General features: G+C 40.5%; 20 protein-coding genes. 18 read left to right on the forward strand and 2 right to left on the reverse strand.

Annotated features, from left to right (window positions below):
* Positions 1 to 158 precede the first annotated feature (158 nt).
* From rny to ABDD95_RS03995, 14 genes are all read left to right on the forward strand, one after another.
* Positions 159 to 1,721 (forward strand): ribonuclease Y, encoded by a 1,563-nt coding sequence (rny, locus tag ABDD95_RS03930; RefSeq protein WP_345950598.1) that lies wholly within the window; start codon positions 159 to 161, stop codon positions 1,719 to 1,721.
* A 65-nt stretch (positions 1,722 to 1,786) separates the two neighbouring features.
* Positions 1,787 to 2,278: a hypothetical protein gene (locus tag ABDD95_RS03935; RefSeq protein ID WP_345950599.1), complete on the forward strand. Its 492-nt coding sequence runs from the start codon at positions 1,787 to 1,789 to the stop codon at positions 2,276 to 2,278.
* 166 nt (positions 2,279 to 2,444) lie between these two features.
* A complete protein-coding gene (locus ABDD95_RS03940) occupies positions 2,445 to 2,990 on the forward strand; it encodes an ArsR family transcriptional regulator (protein ID WP_345950600.1) in 546 nt (181 codons plus the stop codon).
* A 32-nt stretch (positions 2,991 to 3,022) separates the two neighbouring features.
* Entirely contained in the window at positions 3,023 to 3,886 is an 864-nt protein-coding gene (locus ABDD95_RS03945; protein WP_345950601.1) for an ABC transporter permease, read from the forward strand.
* A gap of 21 nt (positions 3,887 to 3,907) precedes the next feature.
* Positions 3,908 to 5,158: an ABC transporter ATP-binding protein gene (locus ABDD95_RS03950; RefSeq protein ID WP_345950602.1), complete on the forward strand. Its 1,251-nt coding sequence runs from the start codon at positions 3,908 to 3,910 to the stop codon at positions 5,156 to 5,158.
* Positions 5,140 to 5,724, forward strand: coding sequence for an acyltransferase (locus tag ABDD95_RS03955; RefSeq protein ID WP_345950603.1), 585 nt, complete (start codon positions 5,140 to 5,142; stop codon positions 5,722 to 5,724). The genes ABDD95_RS03950 and ABDD95_RS03955 overlap by 19 nt, the downstream gene beginning before the upstream one ends.
* A 6-nt stretch (positions 5,725 to 5,730) precedes the next feature.
* Positions 5,731 to 6,660 carry a hypothetical protein gene (locus ABDD95_RS03960; protein WP_345950604.1) on the forward strand — a complete coding sequence of 310 codons (930 nt, stop codon included), beginning with the start codon at positions 5,731 to 5,733 and terminating at the stop codon, positions 6,658 to 6,660.
* A 71-nt stretch (positions 6,661 to 6,731) separates the two neighbouring features.
* A complete protein-coding gene (locus ABDD95_RS03965) occupies positions 6,732 to 7,487 on the forward strand; it encodes a glycosyltransferase family 2 protein (protein WP_345950605.1) in 756 nt (251 codons plus the stop codon).
* Positions 7,484 to 8,557: a glycoside hydrolase family 99-like domain-containing protein gene (locus tag ABDD95_RS03970; RefSeq protein WP_345950606.1), complete on the forward strand. Its 1,074-nt coding sequence runs from the start codon at positions 7,484 to 7,486 to the stop codon at positions 8,555 to 8,557. The genes ABDD95_RS03965 and ABDD95_RS03970 overlap by 4 nt, the downstream gene beginning before the upstream one ends.
* Positions 8,550 to 9,503 carry a glycosyltransferase family 2 protein gene (locus ABDD95_RS03975; RefSeq protein WP_345950607.1) on the forward strand — a complete coding sequence of 318 codons (954 nt, stop codon included), beginning with the start codon at positions 8,550 to 8,552 and terminating at the stop codon, positions 9,501 to 9,503. Before ABDD95_RS03970 ends, ABDD95_RS03975 begins: the two co-directional genes overlap by 8 nt.
* Positions 9,504 to 9,526: 23 nt before the next feature.
* Positions 9,527 to 10,387, forward strand: coding sequence for a glycosyltransferase family 8 protein (locus ABDD95_RS03980; RefSeq protein WP_345950608.1), 861 nt, complete (start codon positions 9,527 to 9,529; stop codon positions 10,385 to 10,387).
* A gap of 12 nt (positions 10,388 to 10,399) precedes the next feature.
* Positions 10,400 to 11,545 carry a glycosyltransferase family 4 protein gene (locus tag ABDD95_RS03985; RefSeq protein WP_345950609.1) on the forward strand — a complete coding sequence of 382 codons (1,146 nt, stop codon included), beginning with the start codon at positions 10,400 to 10,402 and terminating at the stop codon, positions 11,543 to 11,545.
* Positions 11,546 to 11,839: 294 nt separating this feature from the next.
* Positions 11,840 to 14,620, forward strand: coding sequence for a TonB-dependent receptor (locus tag ABDD95_RS03990; RefSeq protein WP_345950610.1), 2,781 nt, complete (start codon positions 11,840 to 11,842; stop codon positions 14,618 to 14,620).
* 81 nt (positions 14,621 to 14,701) lie between these two features.
* Positions 14,702 to 16,144: a hypothetical protein gene (locus tag ABDD95_RS03995; RefSeq protein ID WP_345950611.1), complete on the forward strand. Its 1,443-nt coding sequence runs from the start codon at positions 14,702 to 14,704 to the stop codon at positions 16,142 to 16,144.
* A gap of 72 nt (positions 16,145 to 16,216) precedes the next feature.
* On the opposite strand, the gene ABDD95_RS04000 is transcribed toward ABDD95_RS03995, so the two are convergent.
* Positions 16,217 to 17,971 carry a GNAT family N-acyltransferase gene (locus ABDD95_RS04000; protein WP_345950612.1) on the reverse strand — a complete coding sequence of 585 codons (1,755 nt, stop codon included), beginning with the start codon at positions 17,969 to 17,971 and terminating at the stop codon, positions 16,217 to 16,219.
* Positions 17,972 to 18,037: 66 nt separating this feature from the next.
* Between ABDD95_RS04000 and ABDD95_RS04005 the strand changes: the two genes are divergently transcribed.
* From ABDD95_RS04005 to ABDD95_RS04015, 3 genes are all read left to right on the forward strand, one after another.
* Positions 18,038 to 18,904 carry a helix-hairpin-helix domain-containing protein gene (locus ABDD95_RS04005; protein ID WP_345950613.1) on the forward strand — a complete coding sequence of 289 codons (867 nt, stop codon included), beginning with the start codon at positions 18,038 to 18,040 and terminating at the stop codon, positions 18,902 to 18,904.
* A gap of 130 nt (positions 18,905 to 19,034) precedes the next feature.
* Positions 19,035 to 19,394 carry a hypothetical protein gene (locus tag ABDD95_RS04010; RefSeq protein WP_345950614.1) on the forward strand — a complete coding sequence of 120 codons (360 nt, stop codon included), beginning with the start codon at positions 19,035 to 19,037 and terminating at the stop codon, positions 19,392 to 19,394.
* A gap of 67 nt (positions 19,395 to 19,461) precedes the next feature.
* The gene (locus ABDD95_RS04015) at positions 19,462 to 20,997 is read left to right on the forward strand and encodes a DUF4394 domain-containing protein (protein ID WP_345950615.1); all 1,536 of its coding nucleotides are present in this window, start codon (positions 19,462 to 19,464) and stop codon (positions 20,995 to 20,997) included.
* 79 nt (positions 20,998 to 21,076) lie between these two features.
* Here ABDD95_RS04015 and ABDD95_RS04020 read toward each other — a convergent pair whose 3' ends face one another.
* The gene (locus tag ABDD95_RS04020; RefSeq protein WP_345950616.1) at positions 21,077 to 22,108 is read right to left on the reverse strand and encodes a LacI family DNA-binding transcriptional regulator; all 1,032 of its coding nucleotides are present in this window, start codon (positions 22,106 to 22,108) and stop codon (positions 21,077 to 21,079) included.
* A gap of 355 nt (positions 22,109 to 22,463) precedes the next feature.
* Here ABDD95_RS04020 and ABDD95_RS04025 point away from each other — a divergent pair, with 355 nt between their 5' ends.
* Entirely contained in the window at positions 22,464 to 25,658 is a 3,195-nt protein-coding gene (locus tag ABDD95_RS04025; protein ID WP_345950617.1) for a TonB-dependent receptor, read from the forward strand.
* Positions 25,659 to 25,672 lie beyond the last annotated feature (14 nt).

Raw genomic sequence — 25,672 nt, forward strand, 5'->3', positions numbered from 1 at the left:
GCAAATTGAATTTAACCGCAGTTAAATTTTAAGTTTCACTGGCAAGCATAAGCTTTGCTATAACTGTTTTATACGGTATATACTGTTAACAGCTATAGTAATGGCTTAATCACATGATACTTAAATTTTATTGCGGTTTTTTTATATATAACTAAATTATGAACATACTAGAAATAATCATCGGCCTGCTGGTCGGAGCCATAATAGGCTTCGCTATTGGGCGTTACCTGCTCAACAAGCTATTCAAGGAGCGGGACATAGCAGCACAAAACAAGGCTAAGAAGATACTGAAAGACGCCGAAAATAATGCTGAGATACTCAAAAAGAATAAACAACTCGAAGCTAAAGAGAGGTTCTTACAACTTAAAGCTGAGCACGAGCAGGAAGTAAACGCTAAGAATAATGCAATCAATCAGCGCGAGAATTCCCTTAAACAAAAAGAGCAGTCATTAAATCAAAAGATCGAGAATGCCAGCCGTAAGGAAAACGAGCTGGATAATACTCGCAAAAATCTGGAAAAGCAAACGGATGTGTTGCACAAAAAGCAGGAGGAAGTTGAGCACCTGAAACAACAGCATGTACAGCAGTTGGAAACCATTGCAGGCTTAACTGCCGAGGAAGCAAAAAATCACTTAGTGGATACCCTGCGCGAAGAAGCCCGTACTAAAGCCATGATGCAAATAAAAGACATTGTGGATGAGGCTAAGCTTACGGCAACTAAAGAAGCAAAGAAAGTAGTAATACAAACCATACAACGTACCGCCACCGAATCAGCTATCGAAAACACGGTGTCAATCTTCAATATTGAGAATGACGAAATTAAAGGCCGTATAATTGGTCGTGAAGGTCGTAACATCCGCGCACTGGAAGCAGCTACCGGTATTGAGATTATTGTAGATGATACTCCTGAGGCTATCATATTGTCGGGATTTGACCCGGTTCGCAGGGAGATTGCTCGTTTAGCTATGCACCGTTTGGTAACTGATGGCCGCATACATCCTGCCCGTATTGAAGAGGTGGTTGCCAAAACACGCAAGCAAATTGAAGAAGAAATTGTAGAGATAGGTGAGCGTACAGTGATCGACCTTGGTATTCACGGCCTGCACCCCGAGTTGATCAGAATGGTTGGTCGTATGCGTTACCGTTCATCCTATGGTCAAAACTTACTGCAGCACTCGCGTGAGGTAGCTAATTTCTGTGCTACCATGGCTGCAGAGTTAGGTTTAAACGTAAAGCTGGCTAAACGTGCAGGCTTACTTCATGATATAGGTAAGGTGCCTGATGATAATCCGGAACTGCCACACGCCATTTTGGGCATGCAGCTGGCCGAGAAATATAAAGAACACCCTGAAGTTTGCAATGCTATTGGCGCTCACCATGATGAGGTGGAGATGACTTCTATGATTTCGCCCATTATTCAGGCTTGTGATGCTATCTCTGGCGCTCGCCCTGGTGCACGCCGAGAGGTTGTTGAAAGCTATATTAAGCGTTTAAAGGAACTTGAAGAACTGGCTTTATCATACCCTGGTGTTGAAAAGACATTTGCTATACAGGCAGGCCGTGAACTACGTGTGGTAGTTGAAAGTGAAAAAATAAGTGATGCACAATCAGAGGTTTTAGCCGCTGATATATCCAACCGCATACAAACAGAAATGACCTATCCGGGTCAAATTAAAGTAACCGTTATCCGTGAAACACGTTCGGTTGCTTTTGCTAAATAATCTTTTTAGTAAACTAATATTAAGCGATAAGGACTTCCTTATCGCTTTTTTTAATCCCTAAAACCATGAATCCCCAAACAGGGCAGCGTACTATTGATCGTTATGTGGAAGAATATGATCTAATAGATAAGCGTACACCATATCGCGTAGTGTTATATATGTCTATAGTGCTCACTTTGTTTGGTTTGGTAGCTTTGATTTGGGCGTTGCCTTTTCCGCATCTCGCATTTTTAGGTAAGTATAATGGATACCTTAATTGGGCGTCTTTTTTAATCGCCGGACTGATTTATTACCTCTTACGCTTGTCGCCTGTGATATCTTATGTGATGTTATTTGTGATGTTTTCTTTTTCTTACATTATCATACAAATTGAAGGTTGGCAGAAAAGCGGCGGACCTCAGTTATGGCTTATAAGTGCGGTTGCACTAATAATGGGTTTGACAATACAGTTGCTCTTTTATAGTGAAACGAAGCTTAGCAAGAGGATGAAATTGCTCATTAAAGCACCCTTATGGATGCTGACCGCCATTATGAAGCGCTTTAAACTGAATTATTAATTGTTGTATTGATATTTAAAAAATTTCTCGGTTTTTACACAATTTCATCAACAAACCAATATATTATTTGATAAAAAGATAAATATTTAGTTGCATGTCAAATTACTATTGAGTAGTTTTGTTACTCAATCTATTCTGTAAGTTAAATTCAGATAGAATATTATACATGCTCGATACACTTATAACATCAAAAACTCGCCTAAAATTGCTGCTTAAGTTTTTCTTAAATGGTAATAATAAATCCTACCTCCGGGGTTTAGAAAGCGAATTTGGTGAATCGAGCAACGCCATTCGTATAGAGCTAAACCGGTTCGAAGAAGCTGGTCTTTTGGTGTCTGCCACCGAGGGAAACAAAAAGATTTACCAGGCAAATAAGAATAACTCCATATATAACGATATCCATAACTTACTGATGAAGTTTGTGGGTATAGATGAAATCATTGAAAAAGTTTTACGCCGTGTTGGCGATCTTCAATCGGCTTATATAATAGGCGATTTTGCACGCGGAATTGATAGCCAGCAAATAGACTTGTTGCTGGTGGGTAGTAAAATGAATGAAAAATATATTCTAAGCTTAATTAACAAAGTTGAAGGACTTGTTAAGCGGCATATCAACCTAAGTACGTTGGTTCCGGAGCAACTTCCCGAATTTTTGAGCAGTACGAACAGTTTGCTTATTTGGAGCGGGGGAAGTAGTAAAGATTCAAACTGAATACATATAAATTACTTGAATTATAAATAAACATGAGTACTGTAACTACTGAAACCAACGAGTGGGATATAGAGCTTAAACCGCAGGATAGCGTGTTTAATCTTCATCTTAAGGATGTTTGGAATTATCGGGATTTATTATGGTTATTAGTTCGGCGCGACTTTGTGTCATTCTATAAGCAAACCATTTTTGGTCCGCTTTGGTTCTTTATTCAGCCCATCTTTACTACCATAACCTTCACTTTCATCTTTGGTAAGTTAGCCGGTATTAGTACCAGTGGTGCGCCCGCGCCGCTATTTTATATGTCGGGTACTATCGCCTGGAACTATTTTTCTGACTGTTTGAACAAAACATCTACTGTATTTAGAGATAACGCGAGCGTTTTTGGTAAAGTGTATTTTCCTCGTTTAATTATGCCGCTGAGTATAGTTTTTTCAAACTTGGTGAAGTTTTCTGTACAGTTGGTGCTATTCTTACTATTATTAGTTTACTACATTTTTCAAGAGAACAGCACCATTCAGCCAAACTGGTATATAATGTTATTTCCAGTTGTTATACTGCTTATGGCTATGATCGGCTTGGGCTTAGGTTTAATAATAACCGCTATGACAACTAAGTACCGTGATTTAGTTTTCTTAATAACATTTGGTGTGCAATTGTTAATGTATGCTACTCCTGTTATTTATCCACTGGCAGCAGCTCCGGCCAAATACCGTGATATTATTGCTCTAAACCCGTTAAGTGGTTTAATTGAGACAGTGCGGTATGGCTTCTTAGGTACAGGACATTTCTATGTCGGCGCTTTTGCCTATAGTATAGCCTTTGCTATAGTGATATTTTTTCTGGGCCTGGTAGTGTTTAACAGGGTAGAGAAGAATTTTGTGGATACGGTTTAATTAAATTTTTAGACAATTAGTATGAGTATTGCTATTAAAGCCGAAAACCTGAGCAAAGCCTATCAGTTAGGAGAATTCAGTACAGGTACGCTTTCCAGAGATATACAACGCCGTATTGCATTAATGCGCGGTAAAGAAGATCCGTATTTGAAGATTGGACAAACCAATGATCGCACAATTAAGGGTACAAGTGATATTGTTTGGAGTTTAAAAGATATAAACTTTGAGATAGGGCAAGGCGATGCCGTTGGAATTATAGGGCGCAATGGTGCCGGCAAAAGTACTTTGTTAAAAGTGTTGAGTCGGGTAACCACACCGACTACCGGGTCGGTAAAAATAAAAGGCCGTGTAGCCAGCTTACTGGAAGTGGGTACGGGCTTTCACCCTGAACTCACCGGTCGTGAGAACATCTTTCTCAATGGCGCCATCCTAGGAATGCGCAAACACGAAATCAAGAAGCACTTTGATGCCATAGTTGATTTTGCGGGTGTAGAACGTTATATAGACACCCCGGTAAAACGCTACTCAAGCGGTATGTACGTACGTTTGGCATTTGCCGTGGCCGCCCACCTCGAGTCTGAGATATTGATTGTAGATGAAGTATTAGCCGTAGGCGATGCAGAATTTCAAAAGAAGTGCTTGGGTAAGATGAACGATGTGAGTAAGGGCGAGGGAAGGACGGTTTTGTTTGTAAGTCATAATATGAGCAGCATATCTCAGTTATGCAAGAAAGGTATTTTATTACAACAAGGTAATGTGTTGGTTGATAGTGATGTGCATGAAACTTTAAAAACTTACATGTCAGCCGGAGGGGATATTTCCTCTTATTTTGTAGAGGCTAATCCTATAAAGAGAGGGCAGTTTATATCGGCGAAGATTTACAATGAATCAGGTGAACTCACAAATGTCTTTCAGGGCGGTACTAAGCCGTATATTGAATTAGAATATGTTGTAAATGAAGACTATGTAAATTTTAACGTAGGTGTTTTAGTTAAGGATGCGTTTGAAACTCATATATATTCAAATGCAGATACAGACTTGGACGAATCCTTGCTGCACAGAAAGAAAGGAAGATATAAAGTAGTAGTACCAATAGATATTCATAATTTGAATACTGGAAATTATAAAGTCCAATTTTTAATGGGTATCGTTAATATTGAACTTTTTGATTTGATAGACCTTACTTTCAGTATTGAACATGATAATTTCCTAAACACAGGAGCTAGACCAGGATTACTTATATCTATAAATAAATGGCATTATCAGGGATAGTCGACGCCTTTTTAATTAAGGTTAAAGTAAAATTAGATAACAAAATTAATTTTATTAATAAACAAAAGCTCTTAAAAGATGCACCTAACCTGTCTATAGGTGACGGATTTAGGTTTGACTTTAAAAAAAATGCTATAGAAATAGATCCTAAAGCTTATGTACAAATTAAAAATGATGTGCGGTTTAGAGAGTTCTGTAACATCATGGTGTATAAAGACGCAAGTTTAATCCTAGAAGATTCAGTGCATTTTAACAGATATTGTTCTATCAATTGCTTAGGCAACATTCGCATAGGAAAATATACAATTTTTGGGGAGGGAGTGAAATTATATGATCACAATCATATTTACGAAAACGTGGATTCCATCATCCAAAATGAACCTTGTAAGATAGGCCATATAACAATTGGTTCTAATTGTTGGATAGGGGCTAATGTTACTATATTGAACAATGTTACTATTGGTGATAATGTTGTAATAGGTGCAGGCAATTTAATTTTTAAAGATGTTCCATCAAATGTGTTGGTCAAGAATAGAACTGAAGCAATCGTGCAAGTAAGAAATTGATTTAAAATGGAAGTAACTTTGGTGAATCTTTCTAATAATCTTTATGAAGAAAGTCGTTTTAGGCTGAATACTTCGGCGCAGTCATTTAATATCAATAGAATAGAATCATATGACTTTGATGATATTAAGGAATCTTCGTTTTTTAAAGACAATGAAAGTATCCTTTCGCAACCTAAGGGAATTGGTTATTGGTTATGGAAACCTTACATTATTCTAGAGGCTTTTAATAAGCTTGCCGAAGATGATATTGTGATATACTGTGATGCTGGTTTGGAAGTTATAGCAGACCTGCAACCTTTAATAAACATATGTGCACACAAAGAACCTATTCTTCTTTTTGGTAATGCTAACCAGTTAAATTACGAATGGACGAAAAGAGATTGTTTTGTCCTAATGAACTGTGATGAATCTGAATACTGGCACGCCCCGCATTGTGATGCTGCTTTTTCTCTTTGGAGGAAAAATGAACTTTCCATATCTTTTTTAAATGAGTGGCTGAAATACGGCTCTGACGAAAGAATAATAACTGATTTGCCAAATACCTGTGGTAAAGAGAACCTACCTGGATTTGCTGATCATCGTTGGGATCAATCCATACTTTCATTACTGGCCCAAAAAAGAAAGATAAACTTATATAGGATGCCTACTCAATTTGGAAATCATTATAAAGAACATTGTTATAGAATTAGCAAGGAATTTCTTTGTGTTAATCAGAGTAAGCAAGGCAGAATAGATTATTACCATTTCTTACCATATTATAATTCGCCTTATGGCCAACTCTTGAATCATCATAGAAGTAAGAAGGTACTTGAAACACCGCACACTAATATTTCGCATGCGACAAGGAAGCAGGCCTCCTCGATTTACAAAAAGTTATTCAGGCGGACTATCAAAAAGCTTTTTCGTGTTTTGGGATATAAATTGGTTAAATCTTAATGATAAATAACTCCCCTATATATTCTCTAGTAATTCCGACGTATAACAGCTCGGCAACTATAGGGTATGCATTGGATAGTATCTTAAATCAAACTAACGACAGGTATGAAATTTTGATAATAGACGGACTATCAAAAGATGAAACTTCTAAAATTATAAATTCCTACAGTGACCCCAAAATCAAAATCATCTCAGAAGCGGATAAGGGAATATACGATGCCATGAATAAGGGTATCGCTTTAGCAAAAGGCCAGTGGTTGATGTTTTTAGGAAGCGATGATCAACTTGCGGATGACAAGGTGCTTAGTGACATAGTTGATGTTATTAAGGATAGGAATGAAAAAGTTATTTACGGAAACGTTATCCTGAGAGGGAATACTGGCTGGGGAACTGACGGCCAACTCTATGATGGAAAATTCAGCATTGAAAAGCTACTTAAAAAGAATATTGCGCATCAAGCTCTATTCTATCATAGAAGCGTATTTCAAGAGTGCGGAAATTATAACCAGTTGTATAAAATTTGTGCTGACTATGACTTGAATCTCAGGGTCGCAGCTAAGTTCAAAATGCATTATATAGATCGAAAAATTGCTGTGTTCAATGCTGGGGGGGCTAGTACCAGTTCCAGAGATTTGAATTTTGAGCAAGATTTTTCAAATAATATAATTAAGTACTTTTTTAAGGATCTTTATAAAGACACATTTAAAGGCTTAGAGCGGAAGATTTCGCGTTATGCTAAGCTACAATTAAGACAATTTAAGTTTTTGAGTGCCGCTTACTTGCTTCTTATAAGTTTATATTTTAAAATACGAAGGCATATAAAATGATCAAACCTATCGCTATAAATCTTCCACAATTTCATCCATTTGCCGAGAATGACGAATGGTGGGGGAAGGGCTTTACTGAATGGACTAACGTTACCAAAGCTAAACCGCTTTTCAAAGGCCACTATCAACCTCATCTGCCCGCCGATTTAGGATTTTATGACTTAAGGCTGGAAGAGGCCCGAATCGCTCAGGCCGAATTAGCGCGTATGTACGGTATTCATGGCTTTTGTTATTATCATTATTGGTTTAATGGTAAGCGTATCATGAACAGGCCCTTAGATGATATGCTGAAAACTCAGACTCCTGACTTTCCATTTATGCTTTGCTGGGCTAATGAAAATTGGACAAAAAGGTGGGATGGGCTCGATCATGAGGTTTTGATTAAGCAAGATTATAGTACGGAAGATGACATTGAACATATTCAGTTCTTGCTGGACACATTCTTTAAGGACGACAGATATATCAAAGTAAAAGGCAAACCATTTTTTGTGATATACCGTCCTGCACTTTTTCCTGATATTAAGCAAACCATCAAAACCTGGCGGGATGAAGCTGCCAAAAGCGGCATAGAACTGTATATAGGCTTTATGCAGAGTTTCGCTTACAAGCCCGATAACTTTGAAAGTCTGGGATTTGATTGTTCAATTGATTTTCAACCGAATTTGTCAAGCTTTGCCAAAAAGCCTAAGCGGAAATTGAAAGACAGGATAAAGCACCGTTTGGGGCACCCGTTGCCTGATTTTTATAGTCACCGTTTTGCTTCGTACCCAAGTTATGTGGATCAAATGATTAATAGCGAATTCACTTACAAAGCAAACGAGTTTCCGGGTATTACGCCCGGTTGGGACAATGCAGCCCGGCGTACAAAAGGGGCAACCATATTCACAAATTCAACACCTTCAGACTATAGCAAATGGCTGAAAGCTATAAAGGAAAGATACGAGAATAAGGATACCTATCTCTTTATAAATGCCTGGAATGAATGGGCAGAAGGCAATCACCTCGAACCCGACCAAAAGTGGGGAAGACAATATTTGGAACAAACAGCTAAGATCTTAAAGGATGCCTGAAGTTTCTGTCATTATCCCGAATTATAACCACGAGCGTTTTCTTGACCAGCGAATCACTTCTGTTTTAAATCAAACGTTTCAGAACTTTGAATTGATTATTTTAGATGATTGCTCAACTGACAAGAGCAAGGAGGTAATAGAAAAATACCGGGATAATGATAAGGTAAGTCACATCATTTTCAACGAAAAGAATAGCGGCACTACTTTTAAACAATGGCAAAAAGGTCTATCCCTTGCTAAGGGAAATTATATATGGGTAGCAGAAAGTGATGATTGGTGTGCCCCAGTTTTTCTAGCAACAGCTATTAATACCCTAAAAAGCGATCCAAATTTGGCTTTATTCTTTTCCGCTTCTAACCAGGTTGATGAACATGATAAAGTGCTTAGCAATTTATTGTGGTGGACAAGTGACTTGCCACAATATAATTGGGAAGCTGATTTTGTAACAAGCGGAGATAAGTTGATTGAAACCTGTTTGCTCAAAAAAAATGTAATAGTAAATGCTAGCGCAGTTGTTTTTAGAAAATCCTATTTACAAGAAAGTGCTTTCAAACTAATTGAAAGACTAAAAAAGTCTGGAGATTGGTTGTTTTGGATATTGCTTATTAAAAGTAACAAAGTTGCGTACAATGCCCTTGCGCTAAATTATTTCCGAGAACATGCAAATTCGACGAGAAACTATGCTAGTGCGGAAAGTAGACTGACCAAAATGGTCGAGGAGTATTACGTAATATCAATGTTATATGATGTTATGCAAATGCCCGAGCTCTTGTCGTATGTAAAAAATGCTTATAACAGGCTATTTCTTCGTACATCTATCAAGGATTACCAGGTATTAGCAAGGCTATTTAAGGAGTTACTTAATAAGAAAATGTCTTTTTCTAATTTTTTATGTAAGCGTTATACCATGAAAGCAACTGGTCGACTAAATAAAGCTTTTAAATAAATCGCTGCCTAATCTGTTTCAAAATGCAAAAGGAGCTCAACGTTTTTTTTACCATAGATGAAAATTATATTCAGCACTTCACTGTGGCATTAACATCTTTGTTAGAAAATAACAAAGACTTAACAACGCATATATACTTAATAAGCGACATCGCTGATTTTAGTCCCTTTAATTATGTGGTTAAATACTTTCAGGAAAGGTACCAAACGTCAATAAACTTGATAGCAATAGAGCGCGAATTGTTTGAAAAATTTGTTGTTTCTCATCACCTATCAAAGGCCGTCTACTTTAGGTTATTATTGGCTGATATATTACCTGCCCATATAAACTCAGGATTATTTTTAGACTCAGATCTGATTGTCACAAATAGCTTAAAAGAGTTGGCCGATACTGACCTAAAAGATAATTATCTCATGGCTTCTCATGATTTTAATCTTTCAGACAGCATTGCATGGATGAACGAAATTGGCTTCCCTACAAAGGAATATTTTAACGCAGGTGTTTTATTAATTAATCTGAAGAAATGGCGTGAAGACAACGTGTCGGACAAATTAATGGATATAGCCCAAAAGTTTATGGAAATACTGCGTTGGTGGGATCAGGACGTACTGAACATTTTCTTCCGTAATAAATGGGAGCGATTTGACGAAAAGTTTAATTCAATGAATTTAACATCAAAACTACCGGTTACACCAACTATAATTCATTACGCAACTGGCGGCAAACCGTGGCATTACTTCAATAATCACCCTTATAAAAAGCTTTACTGGAAATATATTAAACTTACGCCGTTTAAGAATGCTAAGCCTAAAGACTTTTCCTATACCAACGTTTTAAGGAAGAATTACAGGTTACTGAAAAAACGCTTTAATATTCACGCCTAAACATTCGATTAAATGAAGATTGCTGTTGCTAGCTTAGGTGACCCTTATTCTGTAAAGACCTGGTCAGGTACGCCTGCACATATTATACATTCCTTAGAAAAACGAGGGCATAGCATCTCAGCAATTACTTTAATAACACCAACCGAGCCTTGGTATTACAATTGGTTGCGCCGTTTTTATCACCGCTTTCAAGGCAAATGGTTTATGTCTGCTGTCGAAAAAACAACGCTTCAGGCCATTGCCCGTCAGTTTGATGCAGAAGTGGCCCGTATTAAACCCGATGTTGTACTTTGCATTCATGCTGATTTTTTAGCTTATACAACCTTTCAACAACCAGCCATATCGATTCACGATACTACTTTTGCAAGCTTGGTAGGCTACTACCGCGATTTTAGCAATTTAGCTGGGCGAAGTATTAAGGCTGGTAATGATATGTATCAAAAGGCCTTAAACAGAGCCACTGCAACAGTTTTTTCTGCAGGCTGGGCTTCTGAAAGTGCTTTAAAAGATTACAATGTTGAAGCATCCAAAATTCATACTATACCCTTAGGTGCTAATTTAAAAGAAGCACCTGATGCACATACTGTACATACATGGATAGGCAGTCGTGCCCAAAGCGACACCTGCAACCTTTTATTTTTAGGCGTTGCCTGGGAACGTAAGGGCGGTCCAGACGCGCTGCGGTTTGTGGTTCATCTAAATAAACTGGGTGTAAAGGCGCAACTGCTTATTGTTGGCTGCACTCCTAATATTGCAGCAGAGTTTGAACCTTACGTAAAACAGATTGGCTTTTTGCGGAAGAATATACCGGAACAGGCGGAGCGCTTAAGGCAGTTGTTGGCAACATCCTCGGCGCTAATGTTGCCATCAGTAGCTGAGTGTTATGGATGTGTCTTTTGCGAGGCGAATGCTTATGGATTACCCGCCTTAGGCCGGCACACAGGTGGAATAACTGAAATTATAATAGAAGGTGTCAATGGTTTGATGTTAGGGGAGTCGGAGTCGCCGGAAGCATTTGCAAAGCGGTGGGCGAAGATTTGGAATAACAGGGAAACTTATGTGGAGCTCTCTAAGTCCTCGTTAAATGAGTTTGAAACCAGGTTAAATTACGATGCATTTAGCGCCAAACTCGAGGACGTTATTAAGTTAGTGATGTAAAAGGACGGGGCTGCTTTCCGTTTTGATAGAGCAGCGCCACTTTAGCAATCCGTTTAGAATAAGTGGCATCGTTTGTTTCGGGGTTTTAAAGCCAACTTCCTATTGTATATTACCATTAATATGAGGAGCCGTTACTTTAACTTCTCAATAACACTCAAGTAACCTTAAGGCTATATCATCAATGCAAACCTGGCTCATTAACATTAGTTTAACATGAACCAAACACATCGTTAATTTAGAGGTAATATTGAGCTAATCTTGTGCTAATATTTTTGCTGCATCAATCAAACGCAAGTGAAAAAAATAGCCCCGATCCAATTTAAACTTATCCTTTGTTTATTATTAACCGTTTTATTCAATGTAGCCCAGGCCCAAACCGGGGGCAAGTTGAGTGGCAAAATCACCGATCAGAAAACCGGTGAAGCACTTATTGGCGCTACCCTAATGGTACAAGGTATTAACAAAGGTACCGCCACTAATGTAAACGGCGAGTATAGCCTAACCGGCGTTAACGCCGGCACATACAGTATCTTAATACGATATGTAGGTTATCAAAACAAGATCATTTCAGATGTACAAATAAAGGCTACTGGTGTTACACCATTAAATATTACGTTAACATCGGCTAACTCACAGCAGCTTCAGCAGGTTACGGTACGGGCCACGTTCCGTCAGGAATCGGTTAACTCTTTATACGCACAGCAAAAAAATAATGCGGCCATTACCGATGGTATAACTTCCGAAACAATTAAACGCTCGCCCGATAAAAGCGCATCTGAAGTTTTGCGTAGGGTAAGTGGTGCTACCGTTCAGGATAACAAGTTTGTGGTAGTGCGTGGCTTAGGCGACCGTTATAATACTGCTTTGTTGGATAACACTGCTCTGCCCAGCACCGAGCCTAACCGCAAAGCTTTTTCATTTGATATTGTGCCATCAAACCTTATTGATAATTTAATCATTAACAAAACGGCTATGCCCAACTTGCCAGGCGATTTTGCAGGCGGCGCTGTGCAAATCATCACACGTGATATACCGCAGGAGGATTTTACATCAATAAACGTCGGTTTAGGTTACAATACCAACACCACCTTTAAAGATTTTAAAAGCGGTTACCGTAACACAACCGATTATTTTGGCTTTGACAATGGATCACATAAATTGCCCGGCAGCTTTCCTTCTTCAACTCGTGTACAATCCATAAGCACTACTAACCCCGAGCAAAGCATTGCGCCTTTACGTTCACTGAACCCAAATTTCAATGTTTACAACACCAATGCTTTTTTGAACCAAAACTATCAGGTTTCATTAGGTCGTGTAAAAGAGGTAGGCAAAAACGGCAATAAGTTAGGCGCTATTTTCGCAGTTACTTACCGCAACTCTTTGCAGCACGATCCTAACGTAATAAATGATTTTCACGTTTACACTTACAATGCCGATCGTTATAAGTTTTCAACTAACGTAGGAGCCATCGCCAACTTTGCCTACACCTTCGGTAAAAATAAAATCACATTTAAAAACCTATATAATAAGGTTTTTGACGACCAATATTTTACCCGATCAGGTGTTGATATGACCACGGGCAGCGCCGACAATCGTTTTACCGCTTTTGACCTAACTGAAAAAAGTATATACAAAGGTACACTGCAAGGCGATCATGGCTTGGGTAATGGCAGTTCTAAAATTACCTGGAATGCCAGCTATAGCAATGTAATGAACCAACAGCCTGATCAGCGTAAAACAAACTATCAGTTACGCGACGGTATTTATATAGCCGACGTCACCTCGGTAGGCAAGCAAAATGCTCGCTTTTTTTCAGACCTGAACGAAAATATATTTGCCGGAGATGTCAACTACAGCAAACCCGTTAAGCTTTTTAACCAGCAGGCAACCTTTAAAGCTGGTTTGGTTTCGCAATACCGCGACAGAACCTTTGACGTGCGCTTTTTAGGATTATTATTAAATGATAATTCGCCTAACGCATCGGCTGTACGCCAGCTGCCTTTAAATCAAATTTTCAGTCGCTCGGTTATAAATGGCGGTAATTTCTACCTGCGCGAGCTGCCCAATGCTGATGAACGCTATACAGCTAATGCCATGACTAATGCCGGTTATGCGATGTTGGATAACAAATTTGGCGATAAAATGCGTTTGGTTTGGGGTTTACGCGTTGAAAAATTTAATCTTAATCTGAAGACTCGTAACCCATCTACGCCAGAAGTAACTTTAGATAACATTGACTTTTTACCATCTGCTAACTTTACTTACAGCTTAACGCAAAAAGCTAACCTCAGATTTTCTTATTCACGCACAGTTGCCCGGCCCGAGTTAAGAGAACTGGCACCATTTGGTTATTATGATTATGAGTTGCTGGCTACTATTACTGGTAACCCAAGCTTAAAGCGTTCGCAAATTCATAATGTTGATTTACGCTATGAGTTTTACCCATCGGCCGGTCAAATTATATCTATATCTGGTTTCTATAAAAACTTTAAAAACCTGATTGAATCTGGTTACTATGATGTGAACAGTACACCCGATTTTAACTTCTTTAACGCACAAAAAGCAAATAATTACGGCGTTGAGTTTGAGTTGCGCAAAACGCTCGATTTTATCGGTCCTAAGTTTAAGCATACCACCTTTTATACCAACGTAGCCATTATTAAATCGCAGGTAACTGATACGCGCTCGTTTATTGCCGATGAAGGTGGCAAACGCCCAATGATAGGCCAGGCACCTTATGTAATTAACGGAGGCCTGTTACAAACCGCCATGGATAATAAGTTAAGCTTTAATTTATTGTATAACCGCGTTGGCGAGCGCATTTACCGTGCACGTGGCTTCCAGTTCCCGGCTATTTACGAGCGTTCACGCGATGTAGTAGATGCACAAATAGGCTACCGGGTATTTAAAGGCAAGGGCGAGTTTAAATTGAATGCCGGCGACATCCTTAACCAGCCAACACAGTTCTATTACAAAAACAGCACTAAGCAGTATAACATTGAGCGCGATGGTTCAATTGTTAGCCACTTTAAGTCAGGTAGTAACTATACACTGTCATACGCTTATACTTTCTAGCTAGCGTTAACGGTATCATAAAGGCCACTTAACATATACTTTATACTGTCTTAATTACTTTGTACAAATCAAAAAATTGATATGAAAAAATATTCCTTACTCCTATTATTACTTGCAGTTTTAGGCTTCGCTTCATGCAGCAAAAATGAAGACGAAGGCGAAGAAGTAACTTTCTCTAATGAAGTTTCGGGCGATATTACCAGCAACACAACCTGGACCGCCGATAAAATTTATACCCTTAAAGGCTTTGTTTATGTAACCAATGGCGCTACTCTAACTATTGAGCCGGGCACTATCATTAAAGGCGATAAAGCTAGCAAAGCAACTTTGGTTATTACCCGCGGCGCTAAAATTAACGCTACCGGGACAGTTGATAAACCTATTGTGTTCACATCAAATGCAGCAGCTGGTGGCCGTTCAAGCGGCGACTGGGGCGGTGTAATTTTATTAGGTAAAGCACCTATTAACCCAACTGGTAACACTGCCCGTATCGAAGGTGGTTTAGATGCCAAAGGCGACGAGGAAAAATACATCCGTTATGGCGGTACTGATGCTAATGATAACTCGGGTACGTTAAAATATGTACGTATAGAGTACGCTGGTATTCCATTTTCACCAGATAACGAAATCAATGGCTTAACCATGGGTGGTGTTGGTGCTGGTACTACAATTGATTATGTAGAAGTTTACCGCTCGGGCGATGACTCTTTCGAATGGTTTGGCGGGACTGTAAATGCTAAGCACTTATTATCAATTGGTGCGGTGGATGATGACTTTGATACTGATTTTGGTTTCTCGGGTAAAGTGCAATTTGGTTTAGCGCAACGTGCACAAGTAATAGCCGACTTTTCGGGCTCAAACGGTTTTGAGTCTGATAACGATGCTGCCGGTTCAACCAACTCACCACAAACCAGCGCGATTTTTTCAAACATGACTATTGTTGGTCCATTAGTATCAGTTACCAGCACATCAAACATCAATGCTAACTTTCAGCATGCTGCTCAAATACGTCGTAACTCATCTATCAGCATATTCAACACATTATTAACTAACTATACTGAAGGTGTTTATTATGATGACGGTACAGGTACTGCTGCTTCATCAAACTATGTAGCTGGTCGTTCGGTATTTTTGGATAACATCATTTATGGTTGCAATGTTAAGGGCAATGAAGTGAAAGGTGTAAATGCCGCCAGCAAGCTTTTATTCGAAGCAGGCTTGCGTGCAAACAACCTATTTGATGCTACTAAATCGGTAAATGATTTATTAACTGCACCGTTGAAATACGGTATCGACTTTAAGTCTTCTACTGATGCAACATACGCAGGTACACCAGACTTTACCTTAAAAGCAGGTTCGGTTGCTGCTACAGGTGCTGCATTTGCTTCACCTAAATTTACCGGCGATTCTTTCTTTGAAAGAGTTGCTTACAAAGGTGCCTTTGGTACTACTAACTGGGCTGCAACCTGGGCGGTATTCGATCCTCAAAATATAGCCTACACTACTCCAGGTATGGTTAAGTAACTAACAGTATCTAAATAACAAAAAAGGCTGCCTAATACAGGCAGCCTTTTTTGTTATTCATTTTTTTAAAGCTTACAAATTGCGTCCTATTTTATCTAACACATCTTGAGGTACCTTTTGCAGATCCAGCACTAAGAAGCCGTCCAGGCAATCGGCAAACTTAGGATCGATATTAAAGCAGATAATTTTAGCGTTTAAAGCAATGTATTGGCGCAGCAGCACTGGTACTTTAATGTTGTGCGTTTCAATTTCCGAAATGAGGTTGTCCAGTTTCTTAAAATTTTCCTCACCGGCCAGCAGCAAATCGGTGTCAATGCTGGCAAAATCCACTTTGAATTTCTTGCGTGGCTTTACATACTGCGCCATTTCGTGATCAAAATGGTTACGGGTGATGTAATCAACAATAAGCGACTTAGAGAATTTTGAGAAAGTATTACTAATACTAACCGGGCCAATCAGGTATCTATAACGCGGATTATCAATCAAAAACTTTAGGATCCCTTTCCATAGTAAAAATAAGGGGAGAGCTTTTTGCTGGTATTCCTTACGTATCCACGAGCGTCCCAGCTCTAAACTGGTTTGCAGCACTTCGCTAAATTGCGATTTAATTTTAAACAGGTTGGCTGTATAAAATCCCTTTTTACCGTAACTGTCAAATATCTCATCGCCCATACCAATGCGGTAGGCACCCACAATCATATTGGTTTTGGTATCCCATATAAATAAATGATGATAGTAAATATCATACTCGTCCAAATCGGTACTGTTATTGGTGCCTTCGCCTACTGCCCTGAAGGTAAGTTCGCGCAAACGGCCAATCTCGCGTATAATGCAGGGTATGAGTGCTGTTGGGGCTATAAAAACCTCATAATTCTTCTCCGTCCAAACTTTGTAATTTTCTCTCAGCGGGGCCAGTTCCCGGGCCATGAGTTCGCTGTTCGTTGGGGCTACAATTTCTTTCGGATCTTTTTTTATCTTGAACAGGTTGCGCGGGTTAAACAAGCGCTTCTCATTTTCGAGTCCGGTGCCTAAAGCATAAGTTTTAGCCCGTAAAAAATTGAGCAGCTGCGTAGCATTATTATAATTAGGTATATCCTGTACGTTAATGGGTTTGCCTATGCGCAGCTTAATGGTATGGCCCTGTTTGTTAAACAATTCTGACGGCAGCTTGGCGGTACGCAGCGTTGGGTGTATGAGGCTAAGCAGGTTAAACAGTAGTCCATTATTGCCATGAAAGTAAATAGGCACTACCGGCACTTTTGCTTTGGCTATTAGCTTACCCACTACCGGGTGCCACATGCGGTCGGTAACCTGTTTGGCATCCAGCTTATAGGTTGATACCTCGCCGGCCGGAAATATGCCTATAGGCGTACCGTCCCTGAGCAGCTCCAGTGTAGTTTTAATGCCACTTATGCTTGATGAATGTTCTACGTTCTCGAAAGGATTTACGGCAACAAAGTAATCGCTCAGGTTCGGGATCTTCTTGAGCAAAAAGTTAGCCATGAGCTTAGCATCAGGCCTGGCCATACAAAGTATCTTCAGCAATATCATGCCTTCAATACCGCCGTAAGGGTGGTTGGCAATGGCAATAAAAGCGCCATCAGCAGGCAAGTTCTTTAGTTCACTTTCGTCAAAATCTACAGTAACTCCGCAACCCTGTAAAATGGCATCCACAAATTCGGGGCCTTGTTTGGGTTGCGCTTGTGCAAACAGATCGTTAACCTGGTTAATCTTCATCAGCTCCATCAGCAAAGCCGCCAGGCCGGGCATTTTCAGCCTGTCCAGCTTAGTGGCTTTAGCAAACTCATCGGTGGTTATAATCTTCATATAGTATAAGGTAAGGGTAAATTTCTATAAAATTATTTAATTTAACGTCCTGTTAGCTTATCGCAATTGAAACCATCCGTTAAAAATTACTTCGCTATAACCAAAACTGAATGGAACGGGTTGGTTATACTGATACTGCTGATTGTTGTTGTATTGGCTATACCGCCGGCGTACAAACATTTTCATAAAGATAAGCCTTTAAATTTTAAGAAATTTAACCAGGCGGTGGCGCAACTGGAAAGGGCTGGTGCGGCCGGCGATGCATATAATGCTGACCATACGGGCACGGGGACTACCAATGTGCATTTGTTTGCTTTTAATCCCAATAAGCTATCCATTGCTCAGTGGGAAAAGCTTGGTTTGAGTATGCGGCAAATTAAGGGCATAAAAAACTATGAAGCCAAAGGCGGTAACTTCTACACCAAAGCCGATGTGAAAAAAATGTATACGCTAAGTGCCGATGATTACAAACGTTTAGAACCTTACATTTTGCTGCCTGCTAAAGACGGTAATGGCAAAAGCAGCGCACCCGGCATAATAGTGGAACTTAACACGGCCGATTCTGCAACACTTACTCAGTTAAAAGGCATTGGTCCCGGCTTTGCACGCCGTATAGTGCAGTACCGCAATCGCCTGGGCGGGTTTCATAATAAACAGCAGTTAAAGGAAATTTTCGGCATGGACGATATGCACTACCACGATATACAAGCACAGTTTAAACTGGATAATCGTAAAGTGCAACGCAAGGATGTAAACAAGGTTGAACTGGAAGACCTGAAAGACTTTCCGTACCTTACCTACAAACAAGCCAACGCCATTGTACAATACCGCAAACAGCATGGCGATTACGAATCGTTTGATGAACTGCATAATATCGCCATTCTTGACGGTGAGGTGCTGCGTAAGATAAAACCCTATATTCTTATTCGCTGATTGTAGATGTTTAAATGATCAATTCGCTTTCACTCTTTTAAGTTGTAAGCGAAAATGGAACTTTACAAATCCTATAGTATTGTAATTGCGTAAGTGGTATTAATGGCAAATGCCAGCTGCGTAAAATTATATGAACCAAGCGAAATTAAAACCAGGTACTTGCATTACGGCTCAGCCGTGGGGTAAGCTTGTTGTTTTAATTTTACTGACGGCTTTTATTGGCCGGGTACTATTGGTTAGTATATACGGCTATGCGGGTGTGAAGAAAACCATGGCTGTATTGTCGGCAACTGAGAAGGAGCAAAGTGATGATGAAAATAGTGAGGATGGAAGGTATGCAGGAGAACAAGTTAAGTGTTATGCCTCATTAAGTGTTGCCAATTTTAAGCCGATTTTTGCACTTACCCGTATAGCCTCTTTTACAAGGTATCTTACCAGTTCAGTTATTTCAATCTATCCTGTCGTTTTAACGCCTCCGCCCAACGGCTAATACATGTCCTTTCTCCTAATTATATATGGCGCTCACTGCGTCGGTACTTTTTAATACATCAATATTTATGAAAACAATTCGAACTTTTAGACCCTTAAAAGCGGTACTACTGTGCGCTATAGCGTTTGTTGTTACGCTATCATCCTGCAAAAAGGATCGGGACCGTGATGATGATCGCGACGTGCTGGTAATTGCGCCTAATGTAAATGTTTATGCTTTACGGCAAGACAATAAATTGATTGCGTTTAACGCACAAAATGGTTTTGACGTAAATCCGCTGGTTAATATTACAGGCATGTCAACAGGTGAAAATATGCTTGCTATTGATTTTAGACCTGCAACCGGCCAGTTATACGGTGTAAGCAGTGGTAGCCGTATATATGTAATCAACCCCGTTACCGGTGTAGCACGTGCTATAAACAGCACTCCATTTACCCCTGCAATTGATGGCACTGCCGTAGGTTTCGACTTTAACCCAACAGTTGACCGCATACGCCTGGTTACCTCTAACGGGCAAAACCTGCGCCTTAATCCCGAAACAGGCCTGGTAGCTGCTACCGATGCGCCTATAAACGGTGCAACCGGCGCTAAAGTTTCTTCGGTGGCTTATACAGAGAGCCGTGCAGGTGCTTCAACAACTATTTTATATGACATTGATGCGGTAACTAAAAAGCTTTATAAGCAGGATCCGCCTAATGATGGCAAATTAGTAGAGGTAGGCAACCTGGGCGTTGACGCTACTGAAGTTGCTGATTTCGACATTAGTTACGATAATAAAGCAGCGCTGGCACCAATCACAGTAAATAATCAGCAAGGGCTGTATTTAATTGATCTGACTACGGGCAAAGCTTATAAGTCGGCCGTGTTTAATAACAAAATAATTAGTTTGGCTATACCTACAGCGCCTGTTGCCTATGCAGTAAGTACCAATAACGAGTTACTGATTTTTAACCCCGCTAGTCCTGCTCCGGTAGCTAAAGCTATAACCGGCTTACAAGCAAATGAAACTATACTAGGAATCGATTTCAGACCAGCGAACGGCCAGTTATACGCCTTAGGTAGCACAAGTCGCCTTTATACTGTTAATGCCTCATCGGGTGTGGCAACGGCAGTTGGTGCAACCCCTTTCAGTACTGCTCTGTCTGGTACTTCGTTTGGATTTGATTTTAACCCAACGGTTGATCGGATAAGAGTAGTGAGCAACACCGGCCAAAACCTGCGCCTCAACCCTAATGACGGTACTGTAGTTGCGGTTGATGGTGCACTTACACCAGCCAGTTCATCAATAAGCGGTGCGGCCTATACCAACAACTTTGCAGGTGCCGCTACAACAGTGCTTTATGATATTAACGCACAAACCGGTAAACTATACCGCCAGGAGCCACCTAACGATGGTACACTGGTTGAAGTAGGCTCACTAAACATTAACATTGATGCCGCTAACGGCTTTGATATTGGTGGTGCAAGCAATACAGCCTATGCACTGTTTACGGTAAGCGGTGTTACACGTTTGTATGCAGTTAACCTGCAAACAGGAGCTGTTACAGCCGGACCAACATTTGCACAAGGTGTGCGTGGCTTTACGTTAGGCTTAAACCTGTAAAGTAGTTCTTGCCACTTAAAAAAAGGAGTTAACCGTTTGGTTAGCTCCTTTTTTTATTTATAAAATTTAAGAGCTTGATTTATTTGAGTTTTTTGGAAGATTCGCGCACAATAAGCTCCGTCTCCACTTGCTGGGTGGTATAATCGTAAATGGGATGTTTGCTTTGGATGGTCTTAATCAGCATTTCGGTGGCTAGTTGCCCCATCATAAAGGCAGGTTGGCGTACCACGGTAAGAGGTGGATCGAACGATTCGGCAACATCTGAATTGGTAAAGCCAGCCAGCGCTACATCATAAGGGATACGGTATCCTAACTTTTTTAAAACCGGGATACAACTGGTTGTTAGCCTGTCGTTAGTCGTAAAGATAGCCTCAGGGCGGTCAGGCAAGCTCATCAAATCCTGTACTGCTGTTTCTACTTCATCCAGCAGCATGCCGCCGTGGTCGCAATATCTAATGTATTCGCGTGGAAAATCAATGCCATGTTTATCCAGCGCAGCTTTAAAGCCTTCAAAACGTTCGCGGCTTATCAGGAGATTATTAGTACTGGTAATATGTGCAATTTTACGAAAGCCAGTATTGATCAATAGCTCAGTCGCTTCAAACGCTCCTTTAAAATTGTTAAGTGTTACCCGGTGTGTGTCTATATCTTGTGCTATACGGTCAAAAAATACAATCGGGAAGCCTTTCTCATGCAGGTATTTGTATGGTGATGTGTCTGTTGTCTCGGCCGAAAGGGAAATAAGTAAGCCATCTACATGGCGCGAAAGCAGGTGTTGTACGTTAGCTGCCTCACGTGCTGATGACTCATGTGTTTGGGTAATGATAACGTGGTAGCCCGAATTGTAGGCAATGGATTCGATTCCGTTTATAGCCTGCGAAAAGTAATTATTGGCCACCTCGCAAACCACCACGCCTATAGAATGGCTCTTTTGTTCCTTTAAGCTTAAAGCAATAGGATTGGGCCGGTAATTAATCTTCTCGGCATACTCCAGTACCAGCTTTTTAGTTTCAGCGCCAATCTCATAGCTCCCATTGAGTGCTCTGGATACGGTTGAAGTAGATAAACCCAGCGCCTTCGCTATATCTTTTATAGTATAGGATTTGAACATAATAGGTGGTTAAATTTAAACTTAATAATCCTGATATCATAGGAAATTAGCACGCAATTGCTCCTGAACGTGCAGTTTTACTCAAACGTTTCCGGGAACGATTGCATAGTTTTAGTTGCTCATAAACTTTGTTTATTTGTGCATAGTGAGTAATCTTGTTTAAGAAAATACTGTCGATATACCATTTACGTTAAACTCGCAGTACTTTTCTGTTTAACCAATTATATAGTTTATTAACCAATTTTCTTTTTAAATCAAGTGCAAGTAACGCTTTTGCTAAGGGCTGTTCATGCAATTTGTTCAGCCGGCTTATGTGCTTATTTCGCGCACGCAATTTTTAAACCAATCTTAAATTATGAATAAATTATTACTTCAAATTTTCATGTTCTTACTGCTATGCGGTACTGCATGGGCGCAAACCCGTACAGTAACCGGTAAGGTAGTTGACAGAAGCGGCGACCCTTTGATTGGGGTGAGCTTACTGGTTAAAGGAACCACTCAGGGCGTAAGTACTGATGTTAATGGTGCTTACAAAATTAATGTACCCACCACTGGCAATGCGGTTTTAGTAGTACGGTACATTGGCTATAAAACCCAGGAAATTGCGGTAGGTAACCAAAACCCGCTTAACATTACCATGCAAAATGATGATGCTAGCCAGTTAAACGAGGTAGTGGTAGTGGGTTATGAGGCCGTTAAAAGACGTGATCTGACAGGTTCAGTATCATCAGTTGGTGCAAAGCAACTGAAAGATATTCCCCTATCAAACGCGGCCGAAGCGCTTACAGGCCGTTTGGCTGGTGTGCAGGTAACTACAACAGAAGGTGCACCCGGCGCCGACGTTTTGATCCGTGTACGTGGCGGTAGCTCCATTACGCAGGATAACTCGCCCATATATATTGTTGACGGTATCCAGGTGGAAAATGCGTTATCTGTAATTTCACCACAAGACATCGCTTCTGTTGACGTATTAAAAGATGCATCAACAACTGCTATTTACGGTGCCCGCGGTGCTAATGGTGTGGTAATTATTACTACCAAGGGCGGCAGGGCCGGTAAAACGGTTGTAGCTTATAATGGCGCAGGCGGTTTCCGGAAGATTACTAAAACGATGGATGTGCTTAGTCCGTACGATTATACTGTATGGCAGTACGAGCGGACACGTTCAAGCCAAACCGACCGTGATAATTTTGCTAAACAGTACGGCAGTACTTTTGATACGCTGCAAGTTTATAAAAACAAGCCTTTTATTAACTGGCAGGATGAAGTCTTTGGCCGGTCGGCAGCTTTCCAGCAACACAATGTTTCTATCAGCGGCGGTGATGTTAAAACCACCTTTAACCTGAGTTTAACGGCCAACAATGAGGATGGTATTTTGCTGGAATCGGGCTTTAAGCGTTATTTAACAAATTTCAGGTTAGATCACCAGGCATCAGACAAGTTAAAGGTAGGGGTAACCATGAGGTATACCGACCAGGTTGTAAAAGGTGCTGGTACTACCAATAGCGGAACACGCACTACCAACCGTTTGCGTCACAGTATCGTTTATCGTCCGTTCGATTTGCCTACCATACCAACCAGCGATCAGTTTGATGAGGATTACTACCTGAATTCGAACCAGATTCAAAACCCGGTAATTTTAACACAAGCGGAGTACCGCAACTCGCCCTCTACTGATATTAACCTGAGCGGTTATATCAATTATCAAATAACCAAAGACTTAACTTTTAGAAGCACCGGAGGTTTTGATAATGCTAACTCGAGAGTAGAACTATTCTATAGTAAAATAACGCCTACTGCACGTAATTTTGGTTCGCTGCCATTAGCTTCCATTGCTACACAAAGAAACATTACCATCAATAACAGCAATACGCTGCAATACGTAAAAAACGGCATTGGCAAACATCATGACATTAGTGTTCTGCTTGGTCAGGAGATTTACGAATACCGTTCAAATGCTGCCACAGTTGAAACCCGTTATTTTCCGGCTGATATTTCGGCAAGCAGTGCACTGGCTAACTTAGGCTTAGGTTCGCCGCCAACAGGTTCAACCCAGCCCCGGCCAACCACTACTATAGCGCCTCCAAACCGTATATTTTCTTTATTCAGCAGGGTAAGCTATGCGTATGACAAAAACTTGCTGGCATCAGTGACGGTGCGCGGCGACCGTTCATCAAAATTTGCTGCTGACAATGGTTTGCTGCTGTTCCCTTCAGGTAATTTGGCCTACCGTTTCTCCGGAGCTGATTTTATGAAAAAGCTGCCATTTATCAATGATGCCAAGTTAAGATTAGGTTATGGCGTGGCTGGTAATAATCGTATAGGCGATTTATTATACCTGCAATTATACAGCGTAGCCGGCGAGTACTCGCTTAATCATACCGTTTTACCGGGCTTTTCAACACCTGCACTGGCTAACCCTAATCTTCGTTGGGAACGCAACGTTTCTCAAAGCATTGGTTTAGACCTGTCGATGTTTAAAGACCGGGTGCAGTTTACTACTGATGTTTACTTTAACAAAGGGAAAGATCTGCTGCTATTAGCCGCTATACCGCAAACTACCGGTTATAGTACCGGGCAGCTCCAAAATATTGGTTCAACCTCTAATAAGGGTGTTGAGTTTCAGGTGAACGCTACAGCAGTACGCAGCAAAAACTTTAACTGGACAAGTAATTTTAACATATCGTTCAATAGAAATAAGGTGCTGAGCCTGGGCACAGTTACGCAGCAAACCCGCAGCTCAGGCTGGCAAGGATCTGACGGTGCCGATGATTATATTGTTCAGGTAGGCAAACCGGTGGGCCAGATGTACGGCTTTGTAACCGACGGTTATTACCAGATAAGCGATTTTAATTATGCCAATGGCGTGTATACTTTAAAAAATGGCGTGCCTAGTAATATCTCGGTTTTTGGTGCCCCGCAGCCTGGTACAGTAAAGCTTAAGGATATTGATGGTGATGGCCAGGTAACGTTAGACCGTGACCGCACGATTATAGGCAACGCTAACCCTAAGTTTACAGGTGGCTGGAATAACCAATTTTCCTATAAGAATTTTGACATGAGTGTATTCGTAAACTTTGTTTACGGTAACGATGTGTACAATGCCAACAAACTGGAATGGACAGACGGTAGTTTCCTGAACCTCAACATGCTGAACATCATGAAAGACCGTTGGACCAACATCAACAGCGCGGGCGTTGTTGTTACCGACCCAACCGAACTTGCTGCATTGAATGCTAATGCCAAAATATGGTCTCCGGTTCGTAATCAGCGTTATTATTTGCACTCGTTTGCTATTGAGGATGGTTCTTTCCTGCGTATCAACAACATAACTTTCGGTTATACATTACCTAAAAGCCTGGTGAAAAGGGTAGGCTTAACCAACGCACGCTTTTATGCAACGGTTAACAACGTAGGCACCATAACCGGCTACAGCGGTTACGATCCTGAAATTAGCACCCGCCGTACTGATCCTTTAACACAAGGCGTAGATTTTGCAGGTTATCCGCGTGCGCGTCTGTTCACTTTTGGTACTAACATCACTTTTTAAGTAGATCTTAAATT

The sequence above is a fragment of the Mucilaginibacter sp. PAMB04274 genome (assembly GCF_039634385.2).
GTDB lineage: Bacteria > Bacteroidota > Bacteroidia > Sphingobacteriales > Sphingobacteriaceae > Mucilaginibacter.

Bases quoted from the DNA above. Each gene is read 5' to 3' on its own strand.
- rny (WP_345950598.1), top strand. From the start codon at position 159: ATGAACATACTAGAAATAATCATCGGCCTGCTGGTCGGAGCCATAATA.
- ABDD95_RS03935 (WP_345950599.1), top strand. From the start codon at position 1,787: ATGAATCCCCAAACAGGGCAGCGTACTATTGATCGTTATGTGGAAGAA.
- ABDD95_RS03940 (WP_345950600.1), top strand. From the start codon at position 2,445: ATGCTCGATACACTTATAACATCAAAAACTCGCCTAAAATTGCTGCTT.
- ABDD95_RS03945 (WP_345950601.1), top strand. From the start codon at position 3,023: ATGAGTACTGTAACTACTGAAACCAACGAGTGGGATATAGAGCTTAAA.
- ABDD95_RS03950 (WP_345950602.1), top strand. From the start codon at position 3,908: ATGAGTATTGCTATTAAAGCCGAAAACCTGAGCAAAGCCTATCAGTTA.
- ABDD95_RS03955 (WP_345950603.1), top strand. From the start codon at position 5,140: ATGGCATTATCAGGGATAGTCGACGCCTTTTTAATTAAGGTTAAAGTA.
- ABDD95_RS03960 (WP_345950604.1), top strand. From the start codon at position 5,731: ATGGAAGTAACTTTGGTGAATCTTTCTAATAATCTTTATGAAGAAAGT.
- ABDD95_RS03970 (WP_345950606.1), top strand. From the start codon at position 7,484: ATGATCAAACCTATCGCTATAAATCTTCCACAATTTCATCCATTTGCC.
- ABDD95_RS03975 (WP_345950607.1), top strand. From the start codon at position 8,550: ATGCCTGAAGTTTCTGTCATTATCCCGAATTATAACCACGAGCGTTTT.
- ABDD95_RS03980 (WP_345950608.1), top strand. From the start codon at position 9,527: ATGCAAAAGGAGCTCAACGTTTTTTTTACCATAGATGAAAATTATATT.
- ABDD95_RS03985 (WP_345950609.1), top strand. From the start codon at position 10,400: ATGAAGATTGCTGTTGCTAGCTTAGGTGACCCTTATTCTGTAAAGACC.
- ABDD95_RS03995 (WP_345950611.1), top strand. From the start codon at position 14,702: ATGAAAAAATATTCCTTACTCCTATTATTACTTGCAGTTTTAGGCTTC.
- ABDD95_RS04000 (WP_345950612.1), bottom strand. From the start codon at position 17,971: ATGAAGATTATAACCACCGATGAGTTTGCTAAAGCCACTAAGCTGGAC.
- ABDD95_RS04010 (WP_345950614.1), top strand. From the start codon at position 19,035: ATGAACCAAGCGAAATTAAAACCAGGTACTTGCATTACGGCTCAGCCG.
- ABDD95_RS04015 (WP_345950615.1), top strand. From the start codon at position 19,462: ATGAAAACAATTCGAACTTTTAGACCCTTAAAAGCGGTACTACTGTGC.
- ABDD95_RS04020 (WP_345950616.1), bottom strand. From the start codon at position 22,108: ATGTTCAAATCCTATACTATAAAAGATATAGCGAAGGCGCTGGGTTTA.
- ABDD95_RS04025 (WP_345950617.1), top strand. From the start codon at position 22,464: ATGAATAAATTATTACTTCAAATTTTCATGTTCTTACTGCTATGCGGT.